25 protein-coding genes, 1 tRNA gene and 1 pseudogene are annotated in these 25069 nt (G+C 62.9%); 17 read left to right on the top strand and 10 right to left on the bottom strand.

The annotated features are described in order from the left end of the window. Window positions 1–128: 128 nt before the first annotated feature. Window positions 129–2744: a DUF2235 domain-containing protein gene (locus RX331_RS01185; RefSeq protein WP_317254852.1), complete on the top strand. Its 2616-nt coding sequence runs from the start codon at window positions 129–131 to the stop codon at window positions 2742–2744. Between the two features lie 97 nt (window positions 2745–2841). Here the strand turns inward: RX331_RS01185 and RX331_RS01180 are convergent. Beyond that, window positions 2842–2916: transfer RNA gene (locus RX331_RS01180), tRNA-Gly, on the bottom strand. Between the two features lie 335 nt (window positions 2917–3251). On the opposite strand from RX331_RS01180, the gene trxA reads away from it, so the two are divergent. Beyond that, window positions 3252–4175, top strand: coding sequence for a thioredoxin (trxA, locus tag RX331_RS01175; RefSeq protein ID WP_317254851.1), 924 nt, complete (start codon window positions 3252–3254; stop codon window positions 4173–4175). Between the two features lie 176 nt (window positions 4176–4351). Continuing rightward, entirely contained in the window at window positions 4352–5026 is a 675-nt protein-coding gene (locus RX331_RS01170; protein WP_317254850.1) for an LON peptidase substrate-binding domain-containing protein, read from the top strand. 222 nt (window positions 5027–5248) lie between these two features. Here RX331_RS01170 and RX331_RS01165 read toward each other — a convergent pair whose 3' ends face one another. Further along, window positions 5249–5599, bottom strand: coding sequence for a hypothetical protein (locus RX331_RS01165; protein ID WP_317254849.1), 351 nt, complete (start codon window positions 5597–5599; stop codon window positions 5249–5251). 81 nt (window positions 5600–5680) lie between these two features. Between RX331_RS01165 and RX331_RS01160 the strand changes: the two genes are divergently transcribed. Together RX331_RS01160 and RX331_RS01155 are read left to right on the top strand one after the other, a co-directional pair. Beyond that, the gene (locus RX331_RS01160) at window positions 5681–6217 is read left to right on the top strand and encodes a TetR/AcrR family transcriptional regulator (RefSeq protein WP_317254848.1); all 537 of its coding nucleotides are present in this window, start codon (window positions 5681–5683) and stop codon (window positions 6215–6217) included. A 49-nt stretch (window positions 6218–6266) separates the two neighbouring features. Beyond that, window positions 6267–6464: a Trm112 family protein gene (locus RX331_RS01155; protein ID WP_317254847.1), complete on the top strand. Its 198-nt coding sequence runs from the start codon at window positions 6267–6269 to the stop codon at window positions 6462–6464. Window positions 6465–6560: 96 nt separating this feature from the next. Here the strand turns inward: RX331_RS01155 and RX331_RS01150 are convergent, their stop codons facing one another. Next, on the bottom strand, window positions 6561–7778 hold the full coding sequence (locus RX331_RS01150; protein WP_317254846.1) for a ubiquinone biosynthesis hydroxylase: 1218 nt from the start codon (window positions 7776–7778) through the stop codon (window positions 6561–6563). Window positions 7779–7925: 147 nt separating this feature from the next. Here RX331_RS01150 and tesB point away from each other — a divergent pair, with 147 nt between their 5' ends. Beyond that, window positions 7926–8786 carry an acyl-CoA thioesterase II gene (tesB, locus tag RX331_RS01145; protein ID WP_317254845.1) on the top strand — a complete coding sequence of 287 codons (861 nt, stop codon included), beginning with the start codon at window positions 7926–7928 and terminating at the stop codon, window positions 8784–8786. Window positions 8787–8845: 59 nt separating this feature from the next. On the opposite strand, the gene RX331_RS01140 is transcribed toward tesB, so the two are convergent. Continuing rightward, window positions 8846–9736, bottom strand: coding sequence for a DUF4339 domain-containing protein (locus tag RX331_RS01140; protein WP_317254844.1), 891 nt, complete (start codon window positions 9734–9736; stop codon window positions 8846–8848). Window positions 9737–9985: 249 nt separating this feature from the next. On the opposite strand from RX331_RS01140, the gene RX331_RS01135 reads away from it, so the two are divergent. After that, window positions 9986–10324, top strand: coding sequence for a P-II family nitrogen regulator (locus tag RX331_RS01135; protein ID WP_057853743.1), 339 nt, complete (start codon window positions 9986–9988; stop codon window positions 10322–10324). Between the two features lie 81 nt (window positions 10325–10405). Further along, complete coding sequence (locus RX331_RS01130) at window positions 10406–11713, top strand: ammonium transporter (RefSeq protein WP_317254843.1); 1308 nt, start codon at window positions 10406–10408, stop codon at window positions 11711–11713. Window positions 11714–11722: 9 nt separating this feature from the next. On the opposite strand, the gene RX331_RS01125 is transcribed toward RX331_RS01130, so the two are convergent. Then, complete coding sequence (locus RX331_RS01125) at window positions 11723–12151, bottom strand: hypothetical protein (protein WP_317254842.1); 429 nt, start codon at window positions 12149–12151, stop codon at window positions 11723–11725. Window positions 12152–12579: 428 nt separating this feature from the next. On the opposite strand from RX331_RS01125, the gene RX331_RS01120 reads away from it, so the two are divergent. The 3 genes from RX331_RS01120 (at window position 12580) to RX331_RS01110 (ending at window position 15025) form a co-directional block, all read left to right on the top strand. Continuing rightward, window positions 12580–12918 (top strand): P-II family nitrogen regulator, encoded by a 339-nt coding sequence (locus tag RX331_RS01120; protein WP_008142813.1) that lies wholly within the window; start codon window positions 12580–12582, stop codon window positions 12916–12918. Window positions 12919–12955: 37 nt separating this feature from the next. Continuing rightward, window positions 12956–14404 carry an ammonium transporter gene (locus tag RX331_RS01115; protein ID WP_317254841.1) on the top strand — a complete coding sequence of 483 codons (1449 nt, stop codon included), beginning with the start codon at window positions 12956–12958 and terminating at the stop codon, window positions 14402–14404. Window positions 14405–14620: 216 nt separating this feature from the next. Beyond that, window positions 14621–15025 carry a GFA family protein gene (locus RX331_RS01110; protein ID WP_317254840.1) on the top strand — a complete coding sequence of 135 codons (405 nt, stop codon included), beginning with the start codon at window positions 14621–14623 and terminating at the stop codon, window positions 15023–15025. A gap of 12 nt (window positions 15026–15037) precedes the next feature. Here RX331_RS01110 and RX331_RS01105 read toward each other — a convergent pair whose 3' ends face one another. Continuing rightward, window positions 15038–15451, bottom strand: coding sequence for a type II toxin-antitoxin system VapC family toxin (locus RX331_RS01105; protein ID WP_317254839.1), 414 nt, complete (start codon window positions 15449–15451; stop codon window positions 15038–15040). 3 nt (window positions 15452–15454) lie between these two features. Beyond that, on the bottom strand, window positions 15455–15685 hold the full coding sequence (locus RX331_RS01100; RefSeq protein ID WP_317254838.1) for an AbrB/MazE/SpoVT family DNA-binding domain-containing protein: 231 nt from the start codon (window positions 15683–15685) through the stop codon (window positions 15455–15457). 174 nt (window positions 15686–15859) lie between these two features. Between RX331_RS01100 and RX331_RS01095 the strand changes: the two genes are divergently transcribed. The 4 genes from RX331_RS01095 to RX331_RS01080 all read left to right on the top strand — a co-directional run bounded on the left by RX331_RS01095 (window position 15860) and on the right by RX331_RS01080 (window position 21399). Beyond that, on the top strand, window positions 15860–17083 hold the full coding sequence (locus RX331_RS01095; protein ID WP_317254837.1) for an aminotransferase class I/II-fold pyridoxal phosphate-dependent enzyme: 1224 nt from the start codon (window positions 15860–15862) through the stop codon (window positions 17081–17083). Window positions 17084–17095: 12 nt separating this feature from the next. After that, window positions 17096–19540: a DNA translocase FtsK gene (locus RX331_RS01090; RefSeq protein ID WP_317254836.1), complete on the top strand. Its 2445-nt coding sequence runs from the start codon at window positions 17096–17098 to the stop codon at window positions 19538–19540. A 125-nt stretch (window positions 19541–19665) separates the two neighbouring features. Then, complete coding sequence (locus tag RX331_RS01085; protein ID WP_317254835.1) at window positions 19666–20472, top strand: outer membrane lipoprotein carrier protein LolA; 807 nt, start codon at window positions 19666–19668, stop codon at window positions 20470–20472. 111 nt (window positions 20473–20583) lie between these two features. Next, the gene (locus RX331_RS01080) at window positions 20584–21399 is read left to right on the top strand and encodes an exodeoxyribonuclease III (RefSeq protein ID WP_317254834.1); all 816 of its coding nucleotides are present in this window, start codon (window positions 20584–20586) and stop codon (window positions 21397–21399) included. A gap of 6 nt (window positions 21400–21405) precedes the next feature. Here RX331_RS01080 and RX331_RS01075 read toward each other — a convergent pair whose 3' ends face one another. After that, window positions 21406–21846: a cyclic nucleotide-binding domain-containing protein gene (locus tag RX331_RS01075; protein WP_317254833.1), complete on the bottom strand. Its 441-nt coding sequence runs from the start codon at window positions 21844–21846 to the stop codon at window positions 21406–21408. 51 nt (window positions 21847–21897) lie between these two features. Further along, complete coding sequence (locus RX331_RS01070; RefSeq protein WP_028348340.1) at window positions 21898–22584, bottom strand: response regulator transcription factor; 687 nt, start codon at window positions 22582–22584, stop codon at window positions 21898–21900. Between the two features lie 267 nt (window positions 22585–22851). Between RX331_RS01070 and RX331_RS01065 the strand changes: the two genes are divergently transcribed. After that, complete coding sequence (locus RX331_RS01065) at window positions 22852–23421, top strand: L,D-transpeptidase (protein WP_317254832.1); 570 nt, start codon at window positions 22852–22854, stop codon at window positions 23419–23421. A gap of 13 nt (window positions 23422–23434) precedes the next feature. Further along, a pseudogene (locus RX331_RS01060) lies at window positions 23435–24219 on the top strand (2-keto-4-pentenoate hydratase). A 103-nt stretch (window positions 24220–24322) separates the two neighbouring features. Here RX331_RS01060 and RX331_RS01055 read toward each other — a convergent pair. Next, window positions 24323–25000, bottom strand: a complete 678-nt coding sequence (locus RX331_RS01055) for a YggS family pyridoxal phosphate-dependent enzyme (protein WP_317254831.1) — start codon at window positions 24998–25000, stop codon at window positions 24323–24325. Between the last annotated feature and the right edge of the window lie 69 nt (window positions 25001–25069).

Genomic DNA, 25069 nt, shown 5'->3' with positions numbered 1-25069 from the left:
CGCTGCGCGAGAAACGAATGATCAATTGTGGCCCATTTCATAGTGGGCCCGATCAATCCCTGAGAAACTTTGTGTATGCTCTCAACGGAATGCCGGTCCGGTGCGACCGCGCTTGGGCGAGCGTCCGTATGGCCAACAGGCGGATCATCCTGCTCTCGGACGGCACCGGCAATTCCGCCGGCAAGGTCTGGCGAACCAATGTCTGGCGTGTCTTCGAATCGCTGGACCTGACGAGTTCCCAGCAGATTGCATTTTACGACGACGGCGTCGGCACCTCCTCCTTCAAGCCTTTCGCGATCCTTGGCGGCGCGTTCGGCTTCGGCCTGAAGCGCAACGTGCTCGACATCTACAAGTTTGCCTGCCGCAATTATCGCTCGCACCTCGACTACCTTGCGCTCGAGGCCGCGGCGGCGAAGGCCGAGAACCGGCCGGAGCAATACGGCCCCTGGCAGAGCGACGACATCTTCGCGTTCGGCTTCAGCCGCGGCGCCTTCACCATCCGCGTAGTGAACGGGCTGATCTGCGAACAGGGGCTGGTGAGCTACCGCACCGAGGAGGAGCTCGATCGAAAGGTCGCAGTGGCCTATCGCGCCCACCGTGCAGAATCATTCAAAACGCGGTTTCAGGTCGAATGGGTGTTTCGAAAGCTGCGCAACCTGTTCGTCTCGGCCAAGCACGACAAGAATGAGCGGCCGGTCGACCATGTGGCTTTCCTCGGCCTGTGGGACACGGTCGCCGCCTACGGTCTGCCGGTTGACGAGATGACGCGCGGCGTCAGCCGCTATTTATGGCCGCTTGAACTGCCGGACCGGCAGTTGAACCCTTTGGTTCGCAAGGCCTGCCACGCGCTGTCGCTGGACGACGAGCGCACTACTTTTCATCCGCTGTTGTGGGACGAGAGCCCAGAGACACAGCCTAACCGGATCACCCAGGTCTGGTTCGCCGGTGTTCATTCCAACGTGGGTGGCGGATATCCTGACGACTCGCTCGCCCATGTGTCGCTGACATGGATCCTATCGGAAGCGCGCCGCCGCGGACTGACCTTGAAACAAGCACCGGGCGCCGATCCCGACGCCTTCACCCGGGTGCGCTCGACGCAGGACAAGGACGGCCGCATCTATGATTCTCGCAACGGCCTCGGCGGCTACTATCGCTACGGGCCACGCAGCGTCGCCGCGCTGTCCGACACGAAATTTTCCGAGGACAAGCGCGACTGCGTCAAAATCGAAACGCCGAAGATCCACGAAAGCGTTTTCGACCGGATCGCCGTCGATGCGCATCTCTACGCGCCGGTCGGATTGCCGCCGAGTTACGAAATACTGACCTACGACGAGAAGATCGTCGCACCTGAGCAACTGATCGTCCCGCCGGGCAAACCGAAATATGAGACCGCAGCTTCAGCGCGCCAGCGCGAGTATACCCAGGAGCATGTCGTCGGAAGCTCGATCTGGCGGCGGCGCATCATCTACTTCCTGACCGTCATCGCGTCGTTCTACCTGCTGACCTACCCGCTGACATCCACCCTGCCGGCCCAGGCCGAGTTCGCCTCGCCCTTGCGGCCGCTCTCCGATGTGATCCGCTTGGTCGGTCTCGTGCTGCCCGGAGCGGCATCCCGCTGGCTCAACGCCTACGCGCGCGAGCCGCTGTGGTTCGCGCTCTGCGCCGGCCTTGTCGCGCTGCTGCTCTGGCTGAGCGTCAGCCTTCGCAGCCGGATCACCGATCAGATGCGGCAGGCGTGGCGGACGAGCCTTGGAAAAGCCGAGCTGCATCGGGGCGAATCCAAAACGCGACGCCGCGCGATTGGACTGCCGTTTGCGCTCTTCGCCATCCTGCTGTTCATCGCGCTTTATCCGGTGCCGGGCTGGTTCGGCGTTGATGTGCCTGATTTGCCGGCCTCGCCGCAGACCCTGATCGACCGGATGACGCATCCCTATTTCCAGTTTTTCGCCTTCATCATCCTGATCACGATGCTGCTGAGCGACCGCATGATCGCGCGCTTCAGGCTGAAGGACGCCTACCGGCAATTCATCACTGACATCAAGCTCAAGGTTGCGCCGGCATTTTTCGCGGTCACCTTCCTGATCGGCGGCACCGCCCTTGCCAGCCACTATCTTTTCAATATCCGCGACAGCCTCGGCGATTTCTGCAAGCCGGCGGAGCAGCCGGTCGCGCTCGACGTCTGCGATCCCGACGATTTGAAGCTGTGCAAGCGTAACGCCGATGGCGGCCTGCTTCCGAATACCTGCGCGTCGGCGGCGTGCCACATCCACGTTGCCGAGTTCAACACCGCCGACCTGTGCACGCCGCTCGGCATCAAGCTGGAGCGGCGCGCACAGTATCAGTTCATCCTGGAGAAGGACGGCGACTGGCAATTCCTCGGCGCGTCTTCCGGCCCGGGTGGAATGCCGCTACGGGCGTTCCTCCCCGATTGGAAGAAGGACGGCGTGCTCGGCTCAGCCGCAGGACTCGGGCGTTTCACCCTGCTGGCCGCCGCCTACCCGCTCAAGCGGACGCTCGACCGCCCCTTCGGCCACGTCATCCTTCGCTACGGCGAGACCGGCAATGAAGAAAACTTCCTCGACAGCGAGCCGGCCAACGGCCGCCTCGACGAGAAATTCCAGGCCACCCGCGATGGGCAATTGTTCGTGTACCTGAACAAACCGATGAGCGCTGTCTTCCCGAACACGTTTCAGGACGTAAGTTCGGGCAGGGCCAGGATCTGGGTTTATCGACTGCCAAGGTGAGCAGCCGCCGATCGAGATCCAAGCCATGAGCCGCAAACGAAAGGCCGCCAAGAAGGCGGCCTGTCGTTTGATACGGTACCAGTGATTTGAAGAAATCTGGAGCGGGCGAAGGGGCTCGAACCCTCGACCCCGACCTTGGCAAGGTCGTGCTCTACCACTGAGCTACACCCGCATCCGAGATGGCGGCGACGCGCGCCGTCAACGGCAGACCTATGCCAAATGCGGACCACGAATGCAACAGTCCGAACGCAATTCGATGCCATCTGATTGGGCCGATTTCATTAACAAATGGGGCTCGAATCGCTCGAAACGACACTTGGACGGGCCGACGGGCATCTGAGGGGTGCGATTCGGAACCCGGATCAGGGCCGGACGGCCGAGAAGCCCCTGCGACCAATTGAATTTTGTGGCCAAGCCGCCATCTAGCTGACGAGAACTTGGTTCCGGGACGTGCTAGAACGACTCCCGTTCCCGACAAGCATTCGCAAGACAGCAGGCGAGGAAACCGTGACGATAGTTGAGCAGGGCGGCGGCCCGGCACCGCAGGCAGCGTCCGATCTGATCAAGGAAACGACCACCCAATCCTTCATGAAGGACGTCATCGAGGAATCGAAGCGCCAGCCGGTGCTGATCGACTTCTGGGCGGAGTGGTGTGGCCCCTGCCGGCAGCTCACGCCGGTGCTCGAAAAGGCGGTCCGTGCCGCCAAGGGCAAGGTCAAGCTGGTCAAGATGAACATCGATCATCATCCGGCCATCCCGGGCCAGATGGGCATTCAGTCGATCCCGGCGGTCATCGCCTTCGTCAATGGCCAGCCCGCCGACGGTTTCATGGGCGCGGTGCCGGAGAGCCAGGTCAATGCCTTCATCGACAAGATCACCAAGGGCGTGACCGCGCCCGGCGAGCCCAATATCGCGGAAATCCTCAAAGAGGCCGAGGTCGTGCTGGCGGAAGGCGATCCCGCCGCGGCCGCGCAGATCTATGCCGAGATTTTGGGTTTCGACGCCACCAACATTCCGGCGCTGGCTGGACTTGCGAAATGCTACGTGACGACGGGCGCCGTCGAACAGGCCAAGCAGACGCTGGCGATGGTGCCGGAGTCCAAGCGCAACGACGCCGCGGTCAAGGCGGTGCAGGCCTCGATCGATCTCGCCGAGCAAGCCCAGGCGCTGGGTCCGGTGACCGAGCTCGAACAGAAGGTTGCCGCAAACCCGCTTGATCATCAGGCGCGATTCGATCTGGCAACTGCGCTCAATGCGCTGGGCAAGCGCGGCGAGGCGACCAACCAGCTGCTGGAGATCGTCAAGCGCGACCGGAAATGGAACGATGACGGCGCCCGCAAGCAATTGGTGCAGTTCTTCGAAGCCTGGGGCGGCGCCGACGAAGCAACGGTTGAAGGACGAAGGCGGCTATCGACGATACTCTTCTCCTAGAGCATGATCCGGAAGAGTGTGAGGCGGCCTTCCGAAAAGATCATGCTCGAACAGAAACCTGAAGCGCGATGACGGCTTATCCAGATATCGTCGCGCTTTAGACGTATTCGCGAGCTGTGGGACGTGGCTTTGTGAAGAGAACACGCACCGAACCAGCGAACTGACCGGGACTGCCCATGCCGATCAATGCCGAATACCGCGGACCCGGCGAGCTTCCCGAAATCATTCCGGTGTTTCCGTTGCCGGGCGCGCTGCTCTTGCCGCGCGGCCAGATGCCGCTCAACATTTTCGAGCCGCGCTATCTGGCGATGGTCGACGACGCGCTGCGCGACGGCCACCGGCTGATCGGAATGATCCAGCCGGATATCTCCCACACGAGGGACGAGGCAAAGCCCGAACTGTTTCGGGTCGGCTGCGTCGGCCGCATCACCCAGCTCGCCGAATCCGGCGACGGCCGTTACATCCTGGAGCTCACCGGCGTCGCCCGTTTCAAGGTGGTGGAGGAAATCACCGCGCTGACGGCGTACCGGCAATGCAAAGTGGACTTCTTCCCCTATGCCGACGATTTCGTCGCGCGCAAGGGCGAAGAGGATGTCGACCGCACGGCGCTGCTTGAAGTGCTGACCGACTTTCTCAACGCCAACAATCTCAAGGTGGATTGGGAAGGCATCGAGAGCGCCCCGAACGAGGCGTTGGTCAACGCGCTGGCGATGATGTCGCCCTATGGCCCGGCAGAGAAGCAGGCGATGCTGGAAGCACCCGACCTGAAAACCCGCGCCGAGATCCTGATCGCGGTGACCGAGATGGACCTCGCCAAGAAGCGCACCAGCGGCGACACCGGTCTGCAGTAGGATGCAAGGCTCTTCCCGGAGTGTTAAGTCGACCTGCGAGCGCATGGGCTCAGTTGACGCTTATTTCAGTGAGCTACGCTCCGCGCACTCTTGCGGAGTGGTGCCGGTCGCATCCGATCGCGCAGCATCGACTGAACACTGGCGCTGCCGGTCGGCCGGCCAAGGCTGAATACCATCTCGTTCCCGCGTGCGCGGCTAACGAGGGCTCAAGTGATCGCCTGCCTAGTACCCTGCGACCGCGAGCACGACGACGGCGCCGAGCGCTTTCCAGCCAAAACCGCGGCCGCGCGACCACCACGCGTTGGCGGCGGCGGCAAACGCATAGACTGCAACGATGGTCCCAACGATCCAGTGCCGCGCGCTCTCCGATCCAAGCAAAGGCGCGGCGATCAGCAGCACACCGCCGCCGATCCAGGCCACCGTGCCCGCCTGCCACACCAGGCGGATCAGCGTGCGTAGGCTCTCCGGCTGGATGGTCGCCTTGGCAAACACCTTGGTTTCGCCAAGCACCCCATGGATCAGAGCTACGGCTATGCCGGCGGCGCCGGCGCATTGCAGGATGAGATCGCGCATCGAAACGCCTCCATACAGTACTGTATGGTTATGCGCCGCGTGGTGGCGCCTGTCAAGACGGTAGTGTATGGTGGTAGGCATATGAGCGATCAACTCTCGGCAAAGGACTGGGTCGACCAAGGCCTGAAGGCGCTGGCAAGCCGCGGCTTCACCGCGCTGAAGGCCGAGCCGTTGGCGAAAACGCTGCGCGTCTCGCGCGGCAGTTTTTATTGGCACTTCGCCGATATCGCCGCGTTCCACGCCGCGGTCCTGGCGCGCTGGCACGAGGTCGCCGCCGAGCAGATCATCGCCAATATCGAGGCGGCGTCGAAAGACGATAACCCGCTCGCGCTGCTGCTGCGCCGCGTGTTCAGCGAGCGGCTGGCGCTGGAACGCGCCGTTCGAGGCTGGGCCGGCGTCGATCCTGCCGCGCGCGCCGCCGTGCAGGCGATCGACCGGCGGCGGCTGAACTATGTCGAAGGTCTTCTGGTGCAGTCCGGACTATCAGACAATGCCGCCCGCTCCCGTGCACAGATCCTCTATTGGGCCTTTCTCGGCTTTGCGCTATCGGATCAGCCGCTGCCGAAGGCACGGCAGCAGACCGTGGTCGACGAATTGGTGCGGATGGCGACGTCATGACATCGGGCGGCCTTGTATGCTAAGCACCACGCCGATCCGGAGATATCAAATGAACGCCTCGCCCGAACGCCTCGACGGAACCGTCGATCCAAAGCTCCTGGAGATCCTGGTCTGTCCGGTGACCAAGGGCCCATTGGAATTCGATTCCACTCGCCAAGAACTGATTTCGCGCTCGGCGAAACTCGCCTACCCGATCCGCGACGGCATTCCGATCATGCTGCCGGAAGAGGCACGGAAGATCGATTGATGACATCTTCGAAGGATGGGTAGAGCGCAGCGAAACCCATCATCGTCACGGCAAGAACGTTTGATGGGTTTCGCTTCGCTCTACCCATCCTACGGTCTACAGCGCCTCGCCCTTCAACAGCCGCGGCACCTCGCCTGACAATCCCGCCGCCTGCTTGATGAAGATATTTTTCAGCGGCGGCGCGCGGTCGACGAGGCCGAGCCCGATATCGCGCACGGTCCGCAGCAGCGTCGATTCATTCGAGAACAGGAAGTTCAGCGAATTGGTGGCGAGGCCCATCGCCATCGTGTCGAAGCGCCGCCAGCGCTGATAGCGGTCGAGCACATCGGCCTGTCCGGGATCGATGCCGAGCCGCGCCGCATCGACCACGACTTCCGCCAGCGCCGCAACATCCTTCAGGCCCATGTTAAGCCCCTGCCCTGCGATCGGGTGAATGACATGCGCGGCATCGCCGACCAGCGCCAGCCGCTCGGCGATGAAGGAGCGCGCGACGAAATAACCAAGCGGAAACGCGCGCGGCTTGTCCAGCGCCTTGATCTCGCCGAGGTGCAGCCCGAAGCGTTTTTCGAGCTCGTCATGGAATTCGCCTTCGCCGAGCGCGGTGATGCGCGCGGCCTCGGTGCGGCTTTCGGTCCAGACCAGCGACGAGCGCTTGCCTGATAGTGGCAGGATCGCGAATGGACCGGCGGGAAGAAAGTGCTCTTCGGCGCGGCCGTGGTGATCGCGCTCATGGCCGACGGTGACGACAATGCCGGATTGGTCGTAGTCCCAGCCATGGGTGGCAATGCCGGCACGCTCGCGCAGCTTTGAGCGCGCGCCATCGGCGGCAACCAGCAAGCTTGCCTCGACGACATTGCCGTCGGCGAGCGTCACCGTGACCCCGTCGGGCCGGGAATCGTAGCTCGACACGGCGGTCGCACGGAGATCGATGCCATCAGCCTCGGCGCGTGCGACCAGCGCATCGATCAGGCGGCGGTTCTCCACCATGTGCGCGAAGGGCTCGCCGGGCTCGACCTCCCCCGCAAAGGTCAGGAATACCGGGCGGGTGGCGTCCTCCAGCCTGGAATCCGTGACGACCATGTCGAGGATGGCTTGTGAGTCCGACACCTGATCCCAGACGCCCAGCGCCTCGAACAGCCGCCGGCACGCCGCCACGATGGCGGTCGCCCGTGGATCGCGGCTCGGCCGCGTGGCCAGCGCCGGATCGGCGACAATGACGGGAATGTCCGGTCCAAGGCCCTGGCGGAACGCCAGCGCCAGCGCCAGCCCGGCAAAGGCGCCGCCGCAGATGACAATGCTTCGCTGTGCCGCCATGCGATCCTACTTCGTTACACTAGAGATACTTGCTACCCGATATTAGCTGGGCGAAACAGGGCGGAGAACAAGGCTAAGCCCGTCATTCCGGGTCTGGTCCTTCGGACCATCCCGGAAAGACCGAACAATTCAAGCGAAAGCGCTGCCATGTCCAAAGGCCTGATTGACCTGATTTCCATCCTCGATCTCGAACAACTCGAGGTGAATCTGTTCCGCGGCAACAGTCCGAAGACGAGCTGGCAGCGGGTATTCGGCGGACAGGTGATCGGACAGGCCATGGTCGCGGCGTGCCGCACCGTCGAGGGCCGCCTGCCGCATTCGATCCATTGCTATTTCATCCTGCCGGGCGACCCGCAGATTCCGATCATCTATCAGGTCGAGCGGCTGCGCGACGGCAAGAGCTATTCGACCCGCCGCGTCACCGCGATCCAGCACGGCAACGCAATCTTCTCCATTATGGTTTCGTTCCACGCCGAGGAAGAAGGCGCGTTCGATCATCAGGACAGGATGCCGGATGTGCCACCGCCGGAAAAGCTGACGGCGGAAGAAGTCTCCAAGCAGCCGATGTTCAAGGAGATGCCGGAGTTCATCCGGCGCTATTACGAATCCGACCGCCCGATCGAACTGCGCCCGGTCGAGCTCGGCCGCTATTTCGGCCAGAAGGTCGATGACGGCCGCATCCATGTCTGGATTCGGACTGCGGCCAAACTGCCCGACGATCCGGCGCTGCATCTTTGTGCGCTGGCCTACGCGTCGGACTTCTCGCTGCTCGACGCCGTCATGGCGCGCTATGGCCGCACGCTGTTCGACAAGCGCATGATGCCGGCGAGCCTTGACCATGCGATGTGGTTTCATCGCCCGTTCCGCGCCGACGAATGGCTGCTCTACGCGCAGGATTCGCCGAGTGCGCAGGATGGCCGCGGGCTGACCCGCGGCCTGATCTTCAAGCCGGACGGTACGCTGGTCGCGTCGGTCGCCCAGGAGGGCTCGGTGCGCCAGCGCAAGTAATAAGTAAAGAGGGCGGGCACGCTGCACGTTGCCCACTCTGCAAGACTGTGCGGATAATCTTACGCGTTCGCCATGGTGCCGCGCTCGGCGAGTGCAAATTGCGACGCATACCAGCGTCCATACCAGGCCAGCATCCACGGTATCGGAATGATGAAGATGCAGGCGATCGCGAACACGAGGGTGCGCCACAACATTTCAAGGCCTGATGCGGTGAAGATGACTTCACGATGCGTGCCGTCGATGTTGCGGCAGATCCAGCGCATCCAGGCCGTGATCACCCAGGCCCAGCCGACGATGGTGATGAACGACACGTAAAGCAGCACCTGCCAGCCGATATAGCCGAGTGCGCTGCCGTTGAAGGCGATCGGAAGCGGCTCGCCATTGGAGCTCAGGTTCGCGGCAATCCAGCGAATCACCATCCAGGACAGCACGGCCTGAATCGGGATCGAGAGATATTGCAGGTAGTAGAGATCGGCCTGGCCCACATAGGTCAGGATGCCGATGGCGATGAAGACATACCAGATGTCGAGGGGCTGTCCGTTGAAGGCAAGGTTCGGCCGGCCCGGCACATAAATCCGCGAGAAGGCCCAGCGGTAGTACCAGGTCGCGACCCAGGGCGAGGGAATCACCAGAACCATGCCGATGATGAACACGAGGCTGCGCCAGAACAGCTCCAAAACGCTGACATCGATCGACAGCGCACCGCCGCCATAGGAGCCACTTGCAACCGAAGGTGGGCCGCCGGGAGGCGCATAAGCGGGCGGCGGACCGGAGCCGCCGGGGACCAGGCCCGGAATATCGCCGGCCCGCAGCCAGCCTGACATTCCCTCGGTCCAGACCAGCGTGTCGGTCCCGACCATGCCGCGGGTGATGAGGTCGCGAAGCTGGGCCTCCGGATAGGGGCCTTGTTGCTGGCCGTTGGCGGCATAAAACCACGATCGGTTTGACATTTTATTTCCTTGAGCCGTGGAAAAAATATGAAATAGCCGGCAAGCGGCTGAGGGAGACCCGTATTTTGGCGGACGATCCAGCCGCCTGTACAGTGATGGACGTCACCAGCTCGAAATGTTTTCCCCTTCTACCTGCAACCTTTTTGTGCCATTTGCCTAGAAAGATGCCAGATTTGCGCTGGCAGCCAGCCGGTGGGTGATCAGCCTGCCGCCTGCTCACGAAATGTCCAGGGAAATGAAGGCCTGATCATGAAACTCGTCGTCGCCATCATCAAACCTTTCAAGCTTGACGAGGTCCGCCAGGCGCTCACGGCCATCGGCGTGCACGGCATGACGGTGACCGAGGTCAAGGGCTATGGCCGCCAGAAGGGGCACACCGAAATCTACCGCGGCGCCGAATATGTCGTGAACTTCCTGCCCAAGCTTCGAATCGAAATCGCTGTTGCTTCCGACGTCGCGGACAAGGCGATCGAGGTGATCACCGCGAACGCGCGCACCGGGCAGATCGGTGACGGCAAAATCTTCGTCACGCCGATCGACCACGCGCTGCGCATCCGCACCGGCGAGACCGACAGCGACGCGCTCTGAAGCCTCACTGACTAAAGGGGGCGCGGCGGCAGCGACGCCGGACGCGCGAGACAAGAAACGACACCACGCCGGGGGAATTCCATGGGGGCACCATCGTATCGTGCAGCGCGCCATGCTGCGCTCGTCATTCCTGCAGCGAGCACCCTGCTCGCAACGCCGGCCTTGGCCGAGACATCCACCATCAACGCCGCGGACACCGCATGGATGATCGTCGCCACCGCGCTGGTGCTGATGATGACGATACCGGGCCTGGCGCTGTTCTATTCCGGCATGGTGCGCAAGAAGAATGTGCTGGCGACCATGGCGCAGAGCCTCTCGGCCGTTGCGATCATCTCGATACTCTGGGTAGCGTTCGGCTATTCGCTGGCCTTTATCGGCGACGGCGCCTTTCTTGGCACGCTCGACCGCTGGTTCCTGGTCGGCATGACGATGGAGAGCGTCAATCCGGCCGCGAAGACGATCCCCGAAGCGCTTTTCATGCTGTACCAGATGACGTTTGCGATCATCACGGTGGCGCTGGTGGCCGGCGCGGTCGCGGACCGGATGCGGTTCTCCGCCTATCTATTGTTCTCCGTCGGCTGGTTCGTGTTCGTCTATGTGCCGCTTGCGCATTGGGTGTGGGGCGGCGGCTTCCTGGCCAGCGCCGGCGTGCTCGATTTCGCCGGAGGCCTCGTCGTGCATCTTTCCGCCGGCATCGGCGGTCTGGTCGCGGCGATGGTGATGGGCCGGCGTCACGGCTATGGCAGCGAAAATCTCGCGCCGTTCGACCTGTCACTCGCGGTGATCGGCACCGGCTTACTGTGGGTCGGCTGGTTCGGCTTCAACGGCGGATCGGCGCTCGCGGCCAACTCGCGCGCGGTGATGGCGATCACGGCAACGCACCTCGCCGCCTGCGCCGGCGCGCTGACCTGGGCCGCGATCGAATGGGCGACGCGGCGCAAGCCCTCGGTGCTCGGCATGATCTCGGGCGCCGTAGCCGGCCTTGGCACCATCACGCCGGCATCCGGATTCGTCGCGCCTTGGCATGGTGTTATCATCGGAGTCATCGCCGGCACGCTCTGCTTCTGGGCCTGCACCTGGCTGAAGCAGCGGTTCAAATATGACGACTCGCTCGACGTCTTCGGCGTCCATGGCATTGGCGGCCTGACCGGCACGCTGCTTGCCGGCGTCTTTGCGGTGAACGCGATTGGCGGCACCGCCGGGCTGCTGGAGAACAACCCGCAGCAGGTCTTGATCCAGCTCTACGGAGTCGTCGCCACGCTGGTGTGGTCCGCGGGGGTCACCTTCGTGCTGCTCAAGCTGGTGGGCGTATTCGCTCCGCTGCGGGTGTCACTGCAGCAGGAGCTGGAAGGCCTCGATATCTCCCAGCATGGCGAGGCGCTGCAGTAGCAGCCGAACTCACAATGCCATGATGAGGATGCCGGCAGCCATGAGAGACGGCACGACCGGCGCGTCACGGCGTGTGACATAGCCAATCAGGGCGGTGACCAGCAATCCAGCGGTGACCACGACAAGATAGCTTTCCACGGTGAACCACGGCAGCAGCGCCATTAGCGTCTTGGCGACGCCGGATGGAACGCCGATCATCCGATGGACCACGAAAAGGATGGCCATTCCGGCGATGATCCAGCCGCCGGATTTCATCAGGGATCGGTCGCTCCATCCCATCGCTCGATCAAGAACGAGCGTCGCGAGGCCGCCGAGCAGCAGGATGAGATTGTTGCCGTTGGTTGCTCGGCCGGTGCGCAGATTGTCGATCATCAGCGGCAGGATGGCGAGCACGAACCCCGCGAGTTTGACGGTGAGCGGAAGCGTGTCGACGTGCATGGGACGCCCCCTTCAGGAGGCCGGTGCTACCGGCGAACCCGTAAAGAACCCTTGATGGACGCGGCATCTCCGCGCCAGCGGCACCGCCGGGCCTCGATATCCGCCGCTGGCAAAGCGCTGCAACGGGCCGCCCACCCTGTTACCATTTTGATGCCCTGCCGCTGAGCAGGATTGTGTGCTCGGTCAGGGCCTGCTCACGATTTGAGCAGGCCTGACTACAGTTTGGGCGCGACCGAATGGCGCAGGATGATGCAATTCCCGCAAAGGGCGAAAAGGGTCGAGTTCATAGCCTGTTAGTGAACGGTCCCGATTTGGCACGGCATTTGATTCTAAGGGTCCCGGCTGTGCCCGCGTAGTGAACATCTCCGCGTGGATATCTCAGTCGAGAACGCCCGGTCCGAGCCGGGCCCAAGCGGGGACCAAGACCCATGAAAATTGTTATGGCGATTATCAAGCCATTCAAACTGGAAGAAGTCCGTGATGCCCTGACTGCCATTGGCGTTCACGGCCTCACGGTGACGGAAGTCAAAGGCTACGGCCGGCAGAAGGGCCACACCGAAATCTACCGCGGCGCCGAATACGCCGTGAGCTTCCTGCCCAAGATCAAGATCGAGGTCGCTGTTGCCTCCGATCAGGTCGACAAGACCATCGACGCCATCACCTCAGCCGCCAAGACCGGCCAGATCGGCGACGGCAAGATCTTCGTCATCAACCTCGACCATGCGGTCCGCATCCGCACCGGCGAGGCGGATGCCGCGGCCCTCTGATTTCGCGCACAAACCTTACCACTCAGGAGTAAAATCAATGACGTTTAAACGTCCCTATAGCGCGGGATTGGCAGCGCTCGCCGTCGGCATGTTTGCCGCGACCGCCGCCTATGCCGAGCCGACCGTAAACAAGGGCGACAACGCCTGGATGCTGACGTCGACAGTGCTGGTGCTGTTGATGACCATCCCGGGCCTGGCGCTGTTCTACGGCGGCCTCGTCCGTTCCAAGAACATGCTCTCGGTGCTGATGCAGGTTTTCTACACCGTCTGCATTGTCGTCGTGCTCTGGGCGCTTTACGGTTACAGCCTCGCCTTCACCGGCGGTTCGGACTTCATCGGCGGCTTCTCGAAAGCCTTCATGATGGGCATCACCACCGATTCGAAGGTCGCGACCTTCTCGGTGGACGCCAACATCTCGGAACTGGTCTATGTCTGCTTCCAGATGACGTTCGCGGCGATCACCCCCGCCCTCATCGTCGGCGCCTTTGCCGAACGCATGAAGTTCGCGGCGATCGCACTGTTCATCCCGCTCTGGGTGACACTGATCTACTTCCCGATCGCGCACATGGTCTGGTACTGGCCGGGTCCGGACGCGATCCAGGATGCCGCCAAGGCGCTCGCCGCGGCGGCTGACGGTGCCGCCAAGACCGCGGCGCAGGCCAAGCTCGACGAGATCAACGCCGATGCCGGCTGGATCTTCAAGAAGGGTGCGATCGACTTCGCCGGCGGCACCGTGGTGCACATCAACGCCGGTATTGCGGGCCTCGTCGGTGCGCTCTTGATCGGCAAGCGCGTCGGCTACGGCAAGGAGCTGATGGCTCCGCACTCGCTGACCATGACCATGATCGGTGCCTCGCTGCTCTGGGTCGGCTGGTTCGGCTTCAATGCCGGTTCGAACCTCGAAGCCTCCGGCGGCGCCGCGCTCGCCATGACCAACTCCTTCGTTGCAACCGCAGCGGCGGCGATGGCCTGGATGTTCGCGGAATGGATCGTCAAGGGTCATCCGTCCGTGCTCGGCGCGCTGTCGGGTGCTGTCGCGGGCCTCGTGGCGGTCACGCCTGCAGCCGGCTTTGCCGGCCCGATGGGTGCGATTGTGCTCGGCCTCGTGGTCGGCGTCGTCTGCTTGTTCTTCTGCACCGTGGTGAAGAACTCGCTCGGCTATGACGACTCGCTGGACGTGTTCGGCGTCCACTGCGTCGGCGGCATCGTCGGCGCGCTCGGCACCGGCATTCTGGTGAATCCGGCCCTCGGTGGCGCCGGCGTCATCGACTACACCGCCATTCCGCCGAAGGTCGCCGATTACGACTTCGCGGCGCAGATGGTCTCGCAGCTCTGGGGCGTCTGCACCACGCTGGTGTGGTCGGGCATCGGTTCGGCGATCATCTTCAAGGTGGTCGACGTGATCGTCGGTCTGCGCGTCAACGTCGAGACCGAGCGTGAAGGCCTCGATGTCACCGAGCACACCGAGCGCGCCTACAACGTGTAAGTTCTCCCGGGGTGCGATCCCTAAAGGGTCGCATCCATAACTCCGGTTCGGGCACATACCCGGCAATGCCCTGACCGTTGAGGGGCTCCAGCGCAAGTTGGAGCCCCTTTCTTTTTCTGCCTCACTCTTTCTTTTTCTGCCTCCCCTGGCGAAATTGCATTTGCCAAAACGGGCGGGAGCCGTCGAAATGACCGCAACAAAAACCGGGAGGACGTCATGAAAGTCGAGGGCGGATGCTATTGCGGCAAGGTGCGCTATGTGGCCGAGGGCGACCCGATGATGGCGGCGCAGTGCCACTGCCGGGAATGCCAATACATTTCCGGCGGCGCGCCGAACATGTTCGTGGCAATGCCGGTCGACGGCTTCAAATACACCGCTGGCCAGCCCAAGCAGTTCACCCGCAGCGACCTCGAGCGGGCCGTGACGCGCGAGTTCTGCCCGGAATGCGGAACCCATCTGGTGACCAAGGTGCCGGGCTTGGCCGCCGTCGTGCTGAAGGTCGGAACCTTCGACGACCCCGGCCTCTTCAACCCGCAGATGGCGATCTATACGATCGACAGGCAGGCCTTCCACCACGTGCCGGAGGGCATGCCGAGCTTTGAGAGGTTACCGGGGCGGTAGCCCTGCGGGGCCCTACTCTCCGCCTTCCGACGGCGTGATCAACTCAACTGTCGGGAAATAAGTACGGTAGCGCCGGGTATCTCGAGTCAGGAGGGGCAGCCGTTCGACAGCCGCGTGTGCGCCAATGAAGAAATCCGGCAATACGCCGCTGCGCGTACCGCCTGCATTTCGGTATTGAACTGATGCTTTACCGGCCTGAAAGAGCGCCATTCGTGGAATCGGCGCAACGGTGATGCCTGCGTCGGCCAAGACAGCTTCGAATTCTTCGATAGTAGCGAAGCGGACGGAGGTCTCGGCAAAGATAACGTCATTGATCAGCAATGCTCCCTGTAGAGCCGCATCCTCCAACTGCGCCAACGACCATTCCCACCAGTCTGGCGTCCGCGTGAAAATGTCCAGCAGGACGTTCGAATCCACCAACGTCACAGGCTAATCCCCGCGCGTGATCGCCATGATTTCGTCTGTGGAAGGACCCGGACCGGCGATTCCAACCAGCTTGGCAAAGCGGCTCGGTTTCCTCGTGCCATCGGATTTTTCGAGCACGACGCTGCCGTCGGGCGCCCGCCGAAATTCGACCTGGCTTCCCGGAACAATTCCGAGGTGGTCGCGAACCGGTTTCGGGATCGTTACCTGGCCCTTGCTTGTAACTGTCGTCGCCATAGCGCTACCTAAGCGAGAGTAATACCCACAGCAATATGGTAATACTTCGCAAATTGTCCAGTGCTACCGATGGTTAATCGCGTCTTAACCTCGCCGTATCTATGGTGATTTGATGGGTCCGCGGTCCTGGGGTAAGCCCTCGATCCCGTTTTGAAAGTGCTGGGCGTTTCACAGATGGCAATGACCGCCTCTTCCGGCGTGGCGCAGGGCGCCGGCAGCGTACCTGCCGGTCAGGCCGAGCGCTCTCCCTTTCTCCGAACAAGCGAGCTGCTCGCGCCATACCAGCCGGCCAAGCCATTGATTACATTATCATTGGGCGAGCCGCAGCACCCGGTGCCCGACTTCGTCGGGCCGGTCCTGGCCAAGCACATTGCCGAGTTCGGCCGCTATCCCATCGCCAAGGGGATCGAGCCGTTCCGGCGCGCTGCCGCCAACTGGCTGTCGAGCCGATTCGATCTGCCCCGCCCTATCGATCCCGAGAGCGAAATCCTGGTGCTGAGCGGCAGCCGCGAAGGGCTGTTCTTCGCCGCCATCACCGCCGCCCGCTATGTCGGCCCACGCAAGGGCAGGCCCGCGATCCTGATGCCCAACCCGTTCTATCCGGCCTATGGAGCCGGCGCCCGCGCGGCCGGCTGCGAACTGGTCTATCTGCCGACCACGCTGGCCAACGGATTTTTGCCGGATCTCGAGCAGCTCGACGAGGCAACGCTGGCGCGAACGGTTGCGATCTACATCGCCTCGCCCGCCAATCCGCAAGGCTCCGTCGCCTCGCGCGGTTACTTCACCCGGCTGAAGAAACTCGCCGACGCCTATGGCTTCATGATCCTGAGCGACGAGTGCTATTCGGAAATCTACACCAGGGAGGCGCCAGGCAGCGCGCTCGAATGCGCCGGGCCCGACTTCACCAATGTCGTCGCGTTCCAGTCGCTGTCGAAGCGCTCGAACCTGCCGGGGATGCGCGTCGGCTTTGCCGCCGGCGACAAGAAATTTCTTGCCGCCTTTCACGAATTGCGCAACGTCGCGGCCCCGCAGGTGCCAGTGCCGCTGCAGCATGTCGCCGTCGCCGCCTATAGCGACGAGGCCCATGTCGAGGAAAACCGCAGGCTGTATCGCATCAAGTTCGATCTCGCCGACCAGATTCTCGGCAGCCGCTACGGCTATAAGCGGCCCGCCGGCGGCTTCTGCGTCTGGCTCGACGTATCCGAGCGCGGCGGCGACGAGGCGGCGGCGGTGCGTCTGTATCGCGACGCCGGGGTCCGGGTGATCCCGGGCAGCTATCTGTCGCGGCTGCAACCCGACGGCTTCAATCCCGGCGCAGGCTACATCCGCCTCGCGCTGGTTTCCGACAGTGAATCAACGGCCGAGGCGTTGCACCGGCTGGTCGAATTTCTGGATTAATCGCAGGGCCCGATGAGCATGCCAGCGATCGAACGTGTCATTCCCCTGGTCGGCCATCTGCCGGTCTCGATCCGCGAAGCCCTGGCGCGGCGCCTGCGCGAGCTGATGGGCCTCGGCCTGATCGCGCTATCCGGCGTTGCCGCCGCGGCGCTGATGACATGGTCCGTGCAGGATCCGAGCCTGAGCCACGCGACCTCGCGTCCGATTCGTAACGTGCTCGGCTACCCCGGCGCGATCGGCGCTGATCTGTTGATGCAGATCCTCGGTCTCGGCGCGATCATGCTGATCCTCCCGGTTGCGGTGTGGGGCTGGCGGATGCTGACCCATCGCAACTTCGACCGCGAAGCGCTGCGCCTTGGCTGCTGGATTCTCTGCACGGTGATCGCGGCGGGTTTTGCAAGCTGCTGGCCGCATGGCGGCGCATGGGCGCTGCCGACCGGCCTTGGCGGCGTCGTCGGCGATGCGCTGGTGCGCGCGCCCGCCGTGGTGTTCGGTCCACCCGGATTCAGCTACCGCCTCGTGCTCGGCATCATCCTGTTAGTCGCGATGTGCGCGGCCTTCCTGTTTGCCTGCGGCTGGGGCTCGCGTCCGAAGGAAGAAGAGCTGACACCGATCGAGGACGATGACACGCCGTTCGTCGAGGAAGAAGACCGCGGCTCGGTGCCGCTCGGCTGGATCTACCACGCGCTGATGAGCGCAAAGGCGCGGATCGGATGGCTGATGAGCGCGGCCTACCGCTCGCTGGTGTCGAGTTCAACGCCGTTTCGTACCGCTTCGTTCGAACGCCAGGAGCCGAGCCTTCGCGGCCGTGCGGCGCCAAAACTGGCGCCGCAGGAAGAGGAATTAGAGGACGAGGAGGAAGAAGAAGACGAGGAGGAGGAGGAAGAAGAAGAGGCCCCCCGCGCGCGCAAGAAGCCCGCACCGCGTCCCGCCTCTCGCAAGACCGACAAGTTCGAACTGCCGTCGGTTTCCATGCTCAGCGCGCCCAAGGCGTCCGACCGGCAGCCGCTCAGCAAGGCCGAGCTCGAAGCCAATTCGCGTGCGCTGGAAGGCGTGCTCGGCGACTTCGGCGTCCGCGGCGAAATCGTCAAGGCCAATCCCGGGCCGGTGGTCACGCTCTACGAACTCGAGCCGGCGCCGGGCATCAAATCCTCGCGTGTCATTGGCCTCGCCGACGATATTGCCCGCTCGATGAGCGCGCTGTCGGCCCGCGTTGCCGTGGTGGCCGGCCGCAACGCCATCGGCATCGAGCTGCCGAACGTGCATCGCGAAAAGGTTTATCTGCGCGAATTGCTTTCGGTGAAGGACGACTCGCACGCAAAACTTCCGCTCTGTCTTGGCAAGAATATCGGCGGCGAATCCATCATCATCGACCTGGCGCGCACCCCGCACATGCTGATCGCCGGCACCACCGGTTCGGGCAAATCGGTCGCCATCAACACCATGATCCTCAGCCTGGTCTACCGGCTGCGGCCGGATCAGTGCCGCCTGATCATGGTCGATCCCAAGATGCTCGAACTCTCCGTCTATGATGGCATCCCGCATCTGCTGACGCCCGTCGTGACCGATCCGAAGAAGGCGGTGGTCGCGCTGAAATGGGCCGTGCGCGAGATGGAAGAGCGCTACAAGAAGATGGCCAAGCTCGGTGTCCGCAACATCGACGGCTACAACCAGCGTCTCGTCGAAGCCAAGGGCAAGGGCGAGGAGCTGACGCGCACGGTGCATACCGGCTTCGACAAGGAAACCGGCAAGGCGATCTACGAGGAAGAAAAGCTCGACCTTGAGCCGCTGCCCTACATCGTCATCATCGTCGACGAAATGGCCGACCTGATGATGGTAGCCGGCAAGGACATCGAAGGCGCGGTGCAGCGCCTGGCGCAGATGGCGCGCGCGGCGGGTCTCCACGTCATCCTCGCCACGCAGCGTCCGTCGGTCGACGTCATCACCGGCACCATCAAGGCGAACTTCCCGACCCGTATCGCCTTCCAGGTCACGTCGAAAATCGATAGCCGCACCATTCTCGGCGAAATGGGCGCCGAGCAGCTGCTCGGCCAGGGCGACATGCTCTATATGGCCGGCGGCGGTCGCATCAGCCGCGTGCACGGCCCGTTTGCCTCCGACGAGGAAGTGGAGAAGGTTGTGCGCCATCTCAAGACGCAAGGCGCGCCGGAGTATCTGGAAGCGGTCACGGCGGAAGAGCCGAGCGAAGAAGATGGCGCCGTGTTCGATTCCACCGGCATGGGTGGCGACGGCGGCGGCGACCTGTTCGCGCAGGCGGTAGCGATCGTCAAACGGGACCGCAAGGCCTCGACCTCCTACATTCAGCGCCGCCTGCAGATCGGCTACAACCGCGCCGCTTCCCTGATGGAGCGGATGGAACTCGAAGGCATCGTTGGCCAGGCGAATCACGCCGGCAAGCGCGAAATTCTGGTTCCCGAAGAGGAGGGCGGCTTCTAGATTCCCGCGGTGAACGTGGATTCGGCGCAACAATTTTCACGGAAAAACGATACCCCCTTGGCTCGAAAGCACGATAAACTGTCGGGCAGCGGGATGCCTCATCGCATAGAGATCCGAAATATCTGATGACACAACAACCCACCCATCGCGGGCTGCGCTCCGGACTGGCCCTGTTGCTCGCCACTTCCATCGCCGGCCTTGCGACGCCGGCTCTGTCGCAGAACGTTCCGGTCCCGAAGCCCGCGCCCAAGGTGCGCGATGGCGGCATGCAAATGACCGCGCAAGAAAAGGGCCCGACCACAACCGGTGCCACCCAGACGCCGCCGAACCCGGTGATTCCGAATCCAAACCGCAATGTGCCGGCCAATATGTTTGCGACCTTCGATGCCAATCAGAAGGCGCAGGCGGCGCGGGTGAGTTCCTATCTGTCCTCGCTGCAGACGCTGGTCGGAAATTTCGTCCAGGTCGGGCCTGACGGCAGCAGGACCAAGGGCGATTTCTACATCCAGAAGCCGGGCAAGGTGCGTTTCGAATACGACGATCCAAGCCCGATCGCGATCGTTGCGGATGGCTCGTCGCTGGCCGTGCGCGACCGCAAGCTCGCGACCCAGGACATCTATCCGCTGTCACAAACGCCGCTGCGTTTCCTGTTGTCTGACAGAATCGACCTGCTCAAGGACACCAATGTCGTCAGTGTCACCGCCGACGACGTCTATATCAGCGTCACGATCGAGGAGAAGCAGGCCCTGATCGGCACCAGCCGGCTGATGCTGATGGTCGGCGTCAAGGATGGCCAGCTCAAGCAATGGACGGTGACCGACCCGCAGGGCTACGACACCACGGTCGCGGTCTATAATCTCGACTCGACCAAGAAGGTCGACCCCGGCCTGTTCAAGATCGACTTCACCAACTACTTCACGCCCGCCAATTGAAGGCTTCAATTCGGCGCCAAAGGCGTGGGCAAAGCGCGAGCGTGCCCACCAGCTTGCGCCTGTGGACAAAGAGCGCGACGGCGCCACGAACCGTGGTAAGACACGGTTCCCATGCGTTTTTCCCTGACAACCTGGAACATCAATTCGGTGCGCCTGCGCATCGACATCGTCGCCAAATTCCTCAAAGCGGCGCGGCCGGACGTGCTGTGCCTGCAGGAAACCAAATGCATCGACGACGCCTTTCCGCTGAAGCGATTCAAGCGTCTCGGCTATGAGCATGTCGCGCTGAACGGACAGAAGGGCTATCACGGCGTTGCCATCGTCTCGAAACTGCCGTTCGACGCCACCGACATCAGGACCTTCTGCGACAAGATCGATTCACGCCATATCTCGGTGGCGTTCGGCGAGAAGGCGCAGCTGGCAAAGCCGCTGGTGCTGCACAATTTCTATGTGCCGGCCGGCGGCGACATTCCCGACCCCGCGCTCAATCCGAAATTCGATCACAAGCTGAAATTTCTCGACGAGATGAAGGCGTGCGAGCCGCTGCATCCGCGCGGCGACGACCGGCATATCCTGGTCGGCGACCTCAATGTCGCGCCGCATGAGAACGACGTGTGGTCGCACAAGCAGCTGTTGAAGGTGGTGTCGCATACGCCGATCGAATGCGAAAAGCTGCTGGCGGCGCAAACCCACGGCGAATGGTTCGACGTTGCGCGCGAGCGGATTCCACTGTCGGAAAAGGTCTACACGTGGTGGAGCTACCGCGCCGCCGACTGGACGGTAGGGGACCGCGGCCGGCGGCTCGACCACATCTGGGTGTCGCGCGCGCTGAAGGATGGCGTCACCGATTTCAGGATCAGCCGCGATGCGCGCGGCTGGGAGCGCCCGTCCGACCACGTGCCGGTGACGGTGACGCTGGAAGTTTAGCAGCGATCAAATATTCAGCTTCGCGCCGGCCATCAAAATATCGCTGGCGAGCTGGCTGGTGCGGGCGGCGAGTTCGTCGCGGAGGCGGCGCGCCGCGGTGGGATCGCTTTCGAGTACCCGCTGAAACAGGCTGCGTGAGACCCGGATGACCGAGGCGTGATCGAGCGCGACCGCACTCGATGGCCGCTTCATCGCGACGATAAGCGCGAGTTCACCGATCAGGGAGCCCGGGCCAGCAACGACTTCGGCGCCGCCATCCTCGACCCGGATCGAGCCGCCCTGAACGATATAGCCCGCATCCGCGTCATCACCCGCATTGAACAGATAGTCGCCGGGCGAGAAATTCCGCTGCTCGGAGCCGATCGCCAGCATGCGTAGCGACGCCGTTCCCAACAGGCGCAGTGTCGGGACCCGCTCGAGCAGGGCTACATCATCTTCGATCGACATTAACCTGTGACCAGGATTCGCGAAAATCAGAAATAGCGGCTGCGAATCGTATCACGGCACCAGCTTGTAGCCACCGGCTTCCGTCACCAGGATTTCCGGGTTGGCCGCATCCTTCTCGATCTTCTGCCGGAGACGGTAGATGTGGGTCTCCAGCGTGTGCGTCGTGACACCCGAATTGTAACCCCAGACTTCCTGCAGCAGCGTTTCGCGCGACACCGGCAACTGGCCGGCGCGGTACAGGAAGCGCAGGATTGCGGTTTCCTTCTCCGTCAGCCGCACCTTCCGGGCGTTAGCGGCGGTCAGCATCTTGGAGCCGGGGCGGAAGCTGTAGGGACCGACGGAGAACACCGCATCCTCGCTGGCCTCGTGCTGACGAAGCTGCGCCCTGATCCGCGCGAGCAGGACGGCGAACCGGAACGGCTTGGCGACATAGTCGTTGGCCCCCGATTCCAGTCCCAGGATCGTATCGGAATCGGTGTCGTGACCGGTCAGCATGATAATCGGCGCCTTGAAGCCGCCCTTGCGCAGGCTGCGCACGACTTCCCGGCCGTCGGTATCGGGCAAGCCGACATCCATCAGCACCAGATCGGGCGAATTGGCCTTGGCGGCGCTGGCGCCCTTGGCGCCGGTATCAACGGCGGAAGCTTCGAACTCCTCGTGCAGCGATAGCTGCTCAACCAGCGTGTCGCGCAGATCGGTATCGTCATCCACGATCAGGATCTTGCGGGCATTGGGCATAGGATACGATCCTCTTGAGGCAGGCGGCGGACACAAGTGGAAGCGTCTCAAGCCGGGTCTTGGTCGATGACAACCTGATTCGCGTGCAAACTTCGCAGACAAGCCAAGCTGGTACTGATTCGCATTGAGGTAAGAGATTGTTACAGTTTCACAAGCTGGACCGCAGTCTATCCCAAATTTGAGGCCGATTTCGATGAATGTCCTGTAATGGCCCCAAATCGGGCAATTGTGGGCCGGGGCAGGCAATCCCTGAATTCGGGCATTGGCATGGAAAACAACGCCACTTCAATCACTTATAAGACAACCGCGCGTGATCGGCCAGTTACCTCGATCCGGGTGCAAAGGGCTGCCGGCGACCCCCGTCGGGGATGGTTAACCGTGGACGGCTGGTCCGTGCCGGTGGCACTTGGTCGCGGTGGCGTCCTTGCCAACAAGAGGGAGGGCGACGGCGGCACCCCGAGGGGCATCTATCGCCCGCTGCGATTGTGGTGGCGCGCGGACCGCCATGTCCGGCCGCCGACCTTTCTGCCGGTCCGGGCGATCAGGCCCGAAGACGCCTGGTGCGAAGACCCGCGCGATCGCCATTACAACCAGCCTGTTCGCCTGATCCAGGGTCAGGCCGGCGACCGGCTGACGCGCCAGGACCATCTCTACGATTTCATCATCGAGATCGATCACAACAGCGCGCCGCGCGTAGCCGGCCGCGGCAGCGCCGTGTTCCTGCATCTGGCCCGCCCCAATTTTTCGCCGACGGCGGGATGCGTGTCGATGACCAAGTCTTCCATGCTGCGGCTGTTGCGGCGGATGGGCCCGCAGACAAGAATCATGATCGGCTGATGGGATCAGAACAATGCTCGACAAGGACGCGGTAACCGCCGCATCGAAAACGCTGCACGACCATTGGCGCGCCGGCACTAAGCTTGCCGCCCTCGACGCATCGCTGCGGCCGCGCGACCGCATCGAGGGCTACGCGATCCAGGCGGCCATCGAACAATTTTCGGCCCAAGCCTGTTCGGCTGGAAGATTGCAGCAACCAGCGAGGCCGGGCAAAAGCACATCAACGTCACCGGCCCGATGGCCGGGCGCATCCTCGCCGAAACCGCGATTCCGGATGGCGGCACCGCCGCGATGGCCGGCAACGAAATGCGCGTCGCCGAGCCCGAATTCGCCTTTCGCATGCGCGTTGATCTGCCCTCGCGCGCGACGCCCTATACCGTGCAGCAGGTGCTCGATGCGGTCGATACGCTGCATCCGGCGATCGAGATTCCGGATTCGCGGTTCGGCGATTTCGCCAGCGCCGGCGAGGCCCAGTTGATCGCCGACAATGCCTGTGCGCATCTGTTCGTGCTGGGGCCGGCGGCAAGCGCCGATTGGCGCGCGATGGACCTCGTCGAAGAGCGGCCAGTCACGACCATGCGCGGCCAGCAATATGTCGGTCACGGCAAGAACGTCCTCGGCGATCCCCGGATCGCATTGGCCTGGCTTGCCAATGAACTGCGCCAGCTTGGCGTGACGTTGAAGGCGGGGCAGGTGGTTACGACCGGTACCTGCCATCCGCCGCTGCCGATTCAGGCGGGTGATTTTTGCGCCGTTGATTTCGGGGCGCTGGGACAAGTGTCGGTGGGATTTAGGTAAGCTCTATCGCCGTCATTGCGAGGAGCAAAGCGACGACGCAATCCATCTAGCCGTTATGCCGCGCTATGGATTGCTTCGCTTCGCTCGCAATGACGGAGTCCGCTCAGCGATGACCGAAAATTGCCGAGCCGACGCGCACGTGCGTGGCGCCGAGCTGGATCGCCACGGCGAAATCCGCGCTCATTCCCATCGACAGATTCCGCAAGCCATTGCGCGCGGCGATCTTGGCCGTCAGCGCGAAATGCGGCGCCGGCGCCTCATCGACCGGCGGGATGCACATCAACCCGGAAATGGCGAGGCCGTATTTCTCGCGGCAGCTTGCGATGAAGGCATCGGCCTCGCCGGGTGCGATGCCGGCCTTCTGCGGCTCCTCGCCGGTGTTCAGCTGGACGAACAATTCCGGGCGTTTGTTCTGCGAATTGATTTCCTTGGCCAGCGCCTCGCACAGGCTCGGCCGGTCGACCGAGTGGATGGCGTCGAACAGCGCCACCGCGTCCTTTGCCTTGTTGGACTGCAGCGGCCCGATCAAATGCAACGTGATTCCGGGATGTGTCGCCATCAATGCCGGCCATTTTCCCTTGGCCTCCTGCACGCGGTTTTCGCCGAACACGCGCTGTCCGGCGTCGATGACCGGCGAAATCGCTGCGCCGTCGAACGTCTTCGACACCGCGACCAGCGTCACCGATCCGCGCTCGCGGCGCGCTTCCTTGCAGGCGCGCGCGATCTCCTGCTCCACCTGAGCAAGGCCGGTTGGTAAAGACTTGGTTAGCGGCGTCGCCATCTCTCTCGCGTCATGTCCTGTTCTTGATCGCATTCCCGGCCGAAAATCTTACGGCATTTCCTTGAATTT

It is taken from the genome of Bradyrhizobium sp. BWA-3-5 (genome assembly GCF_032917985.1).
Classification (GTDB): domain Bacteria; phylum Pseudomonadota; class Alphaproteobacteria; order Rhizobiales; family Xanthobacteraceae; genus Bradyrhizobium.
The sequence above is the reverse complement of the archived record's forward strand: the minus strand, read 5'-3'. Positions and strand labels throughout refer to the sequence as shown.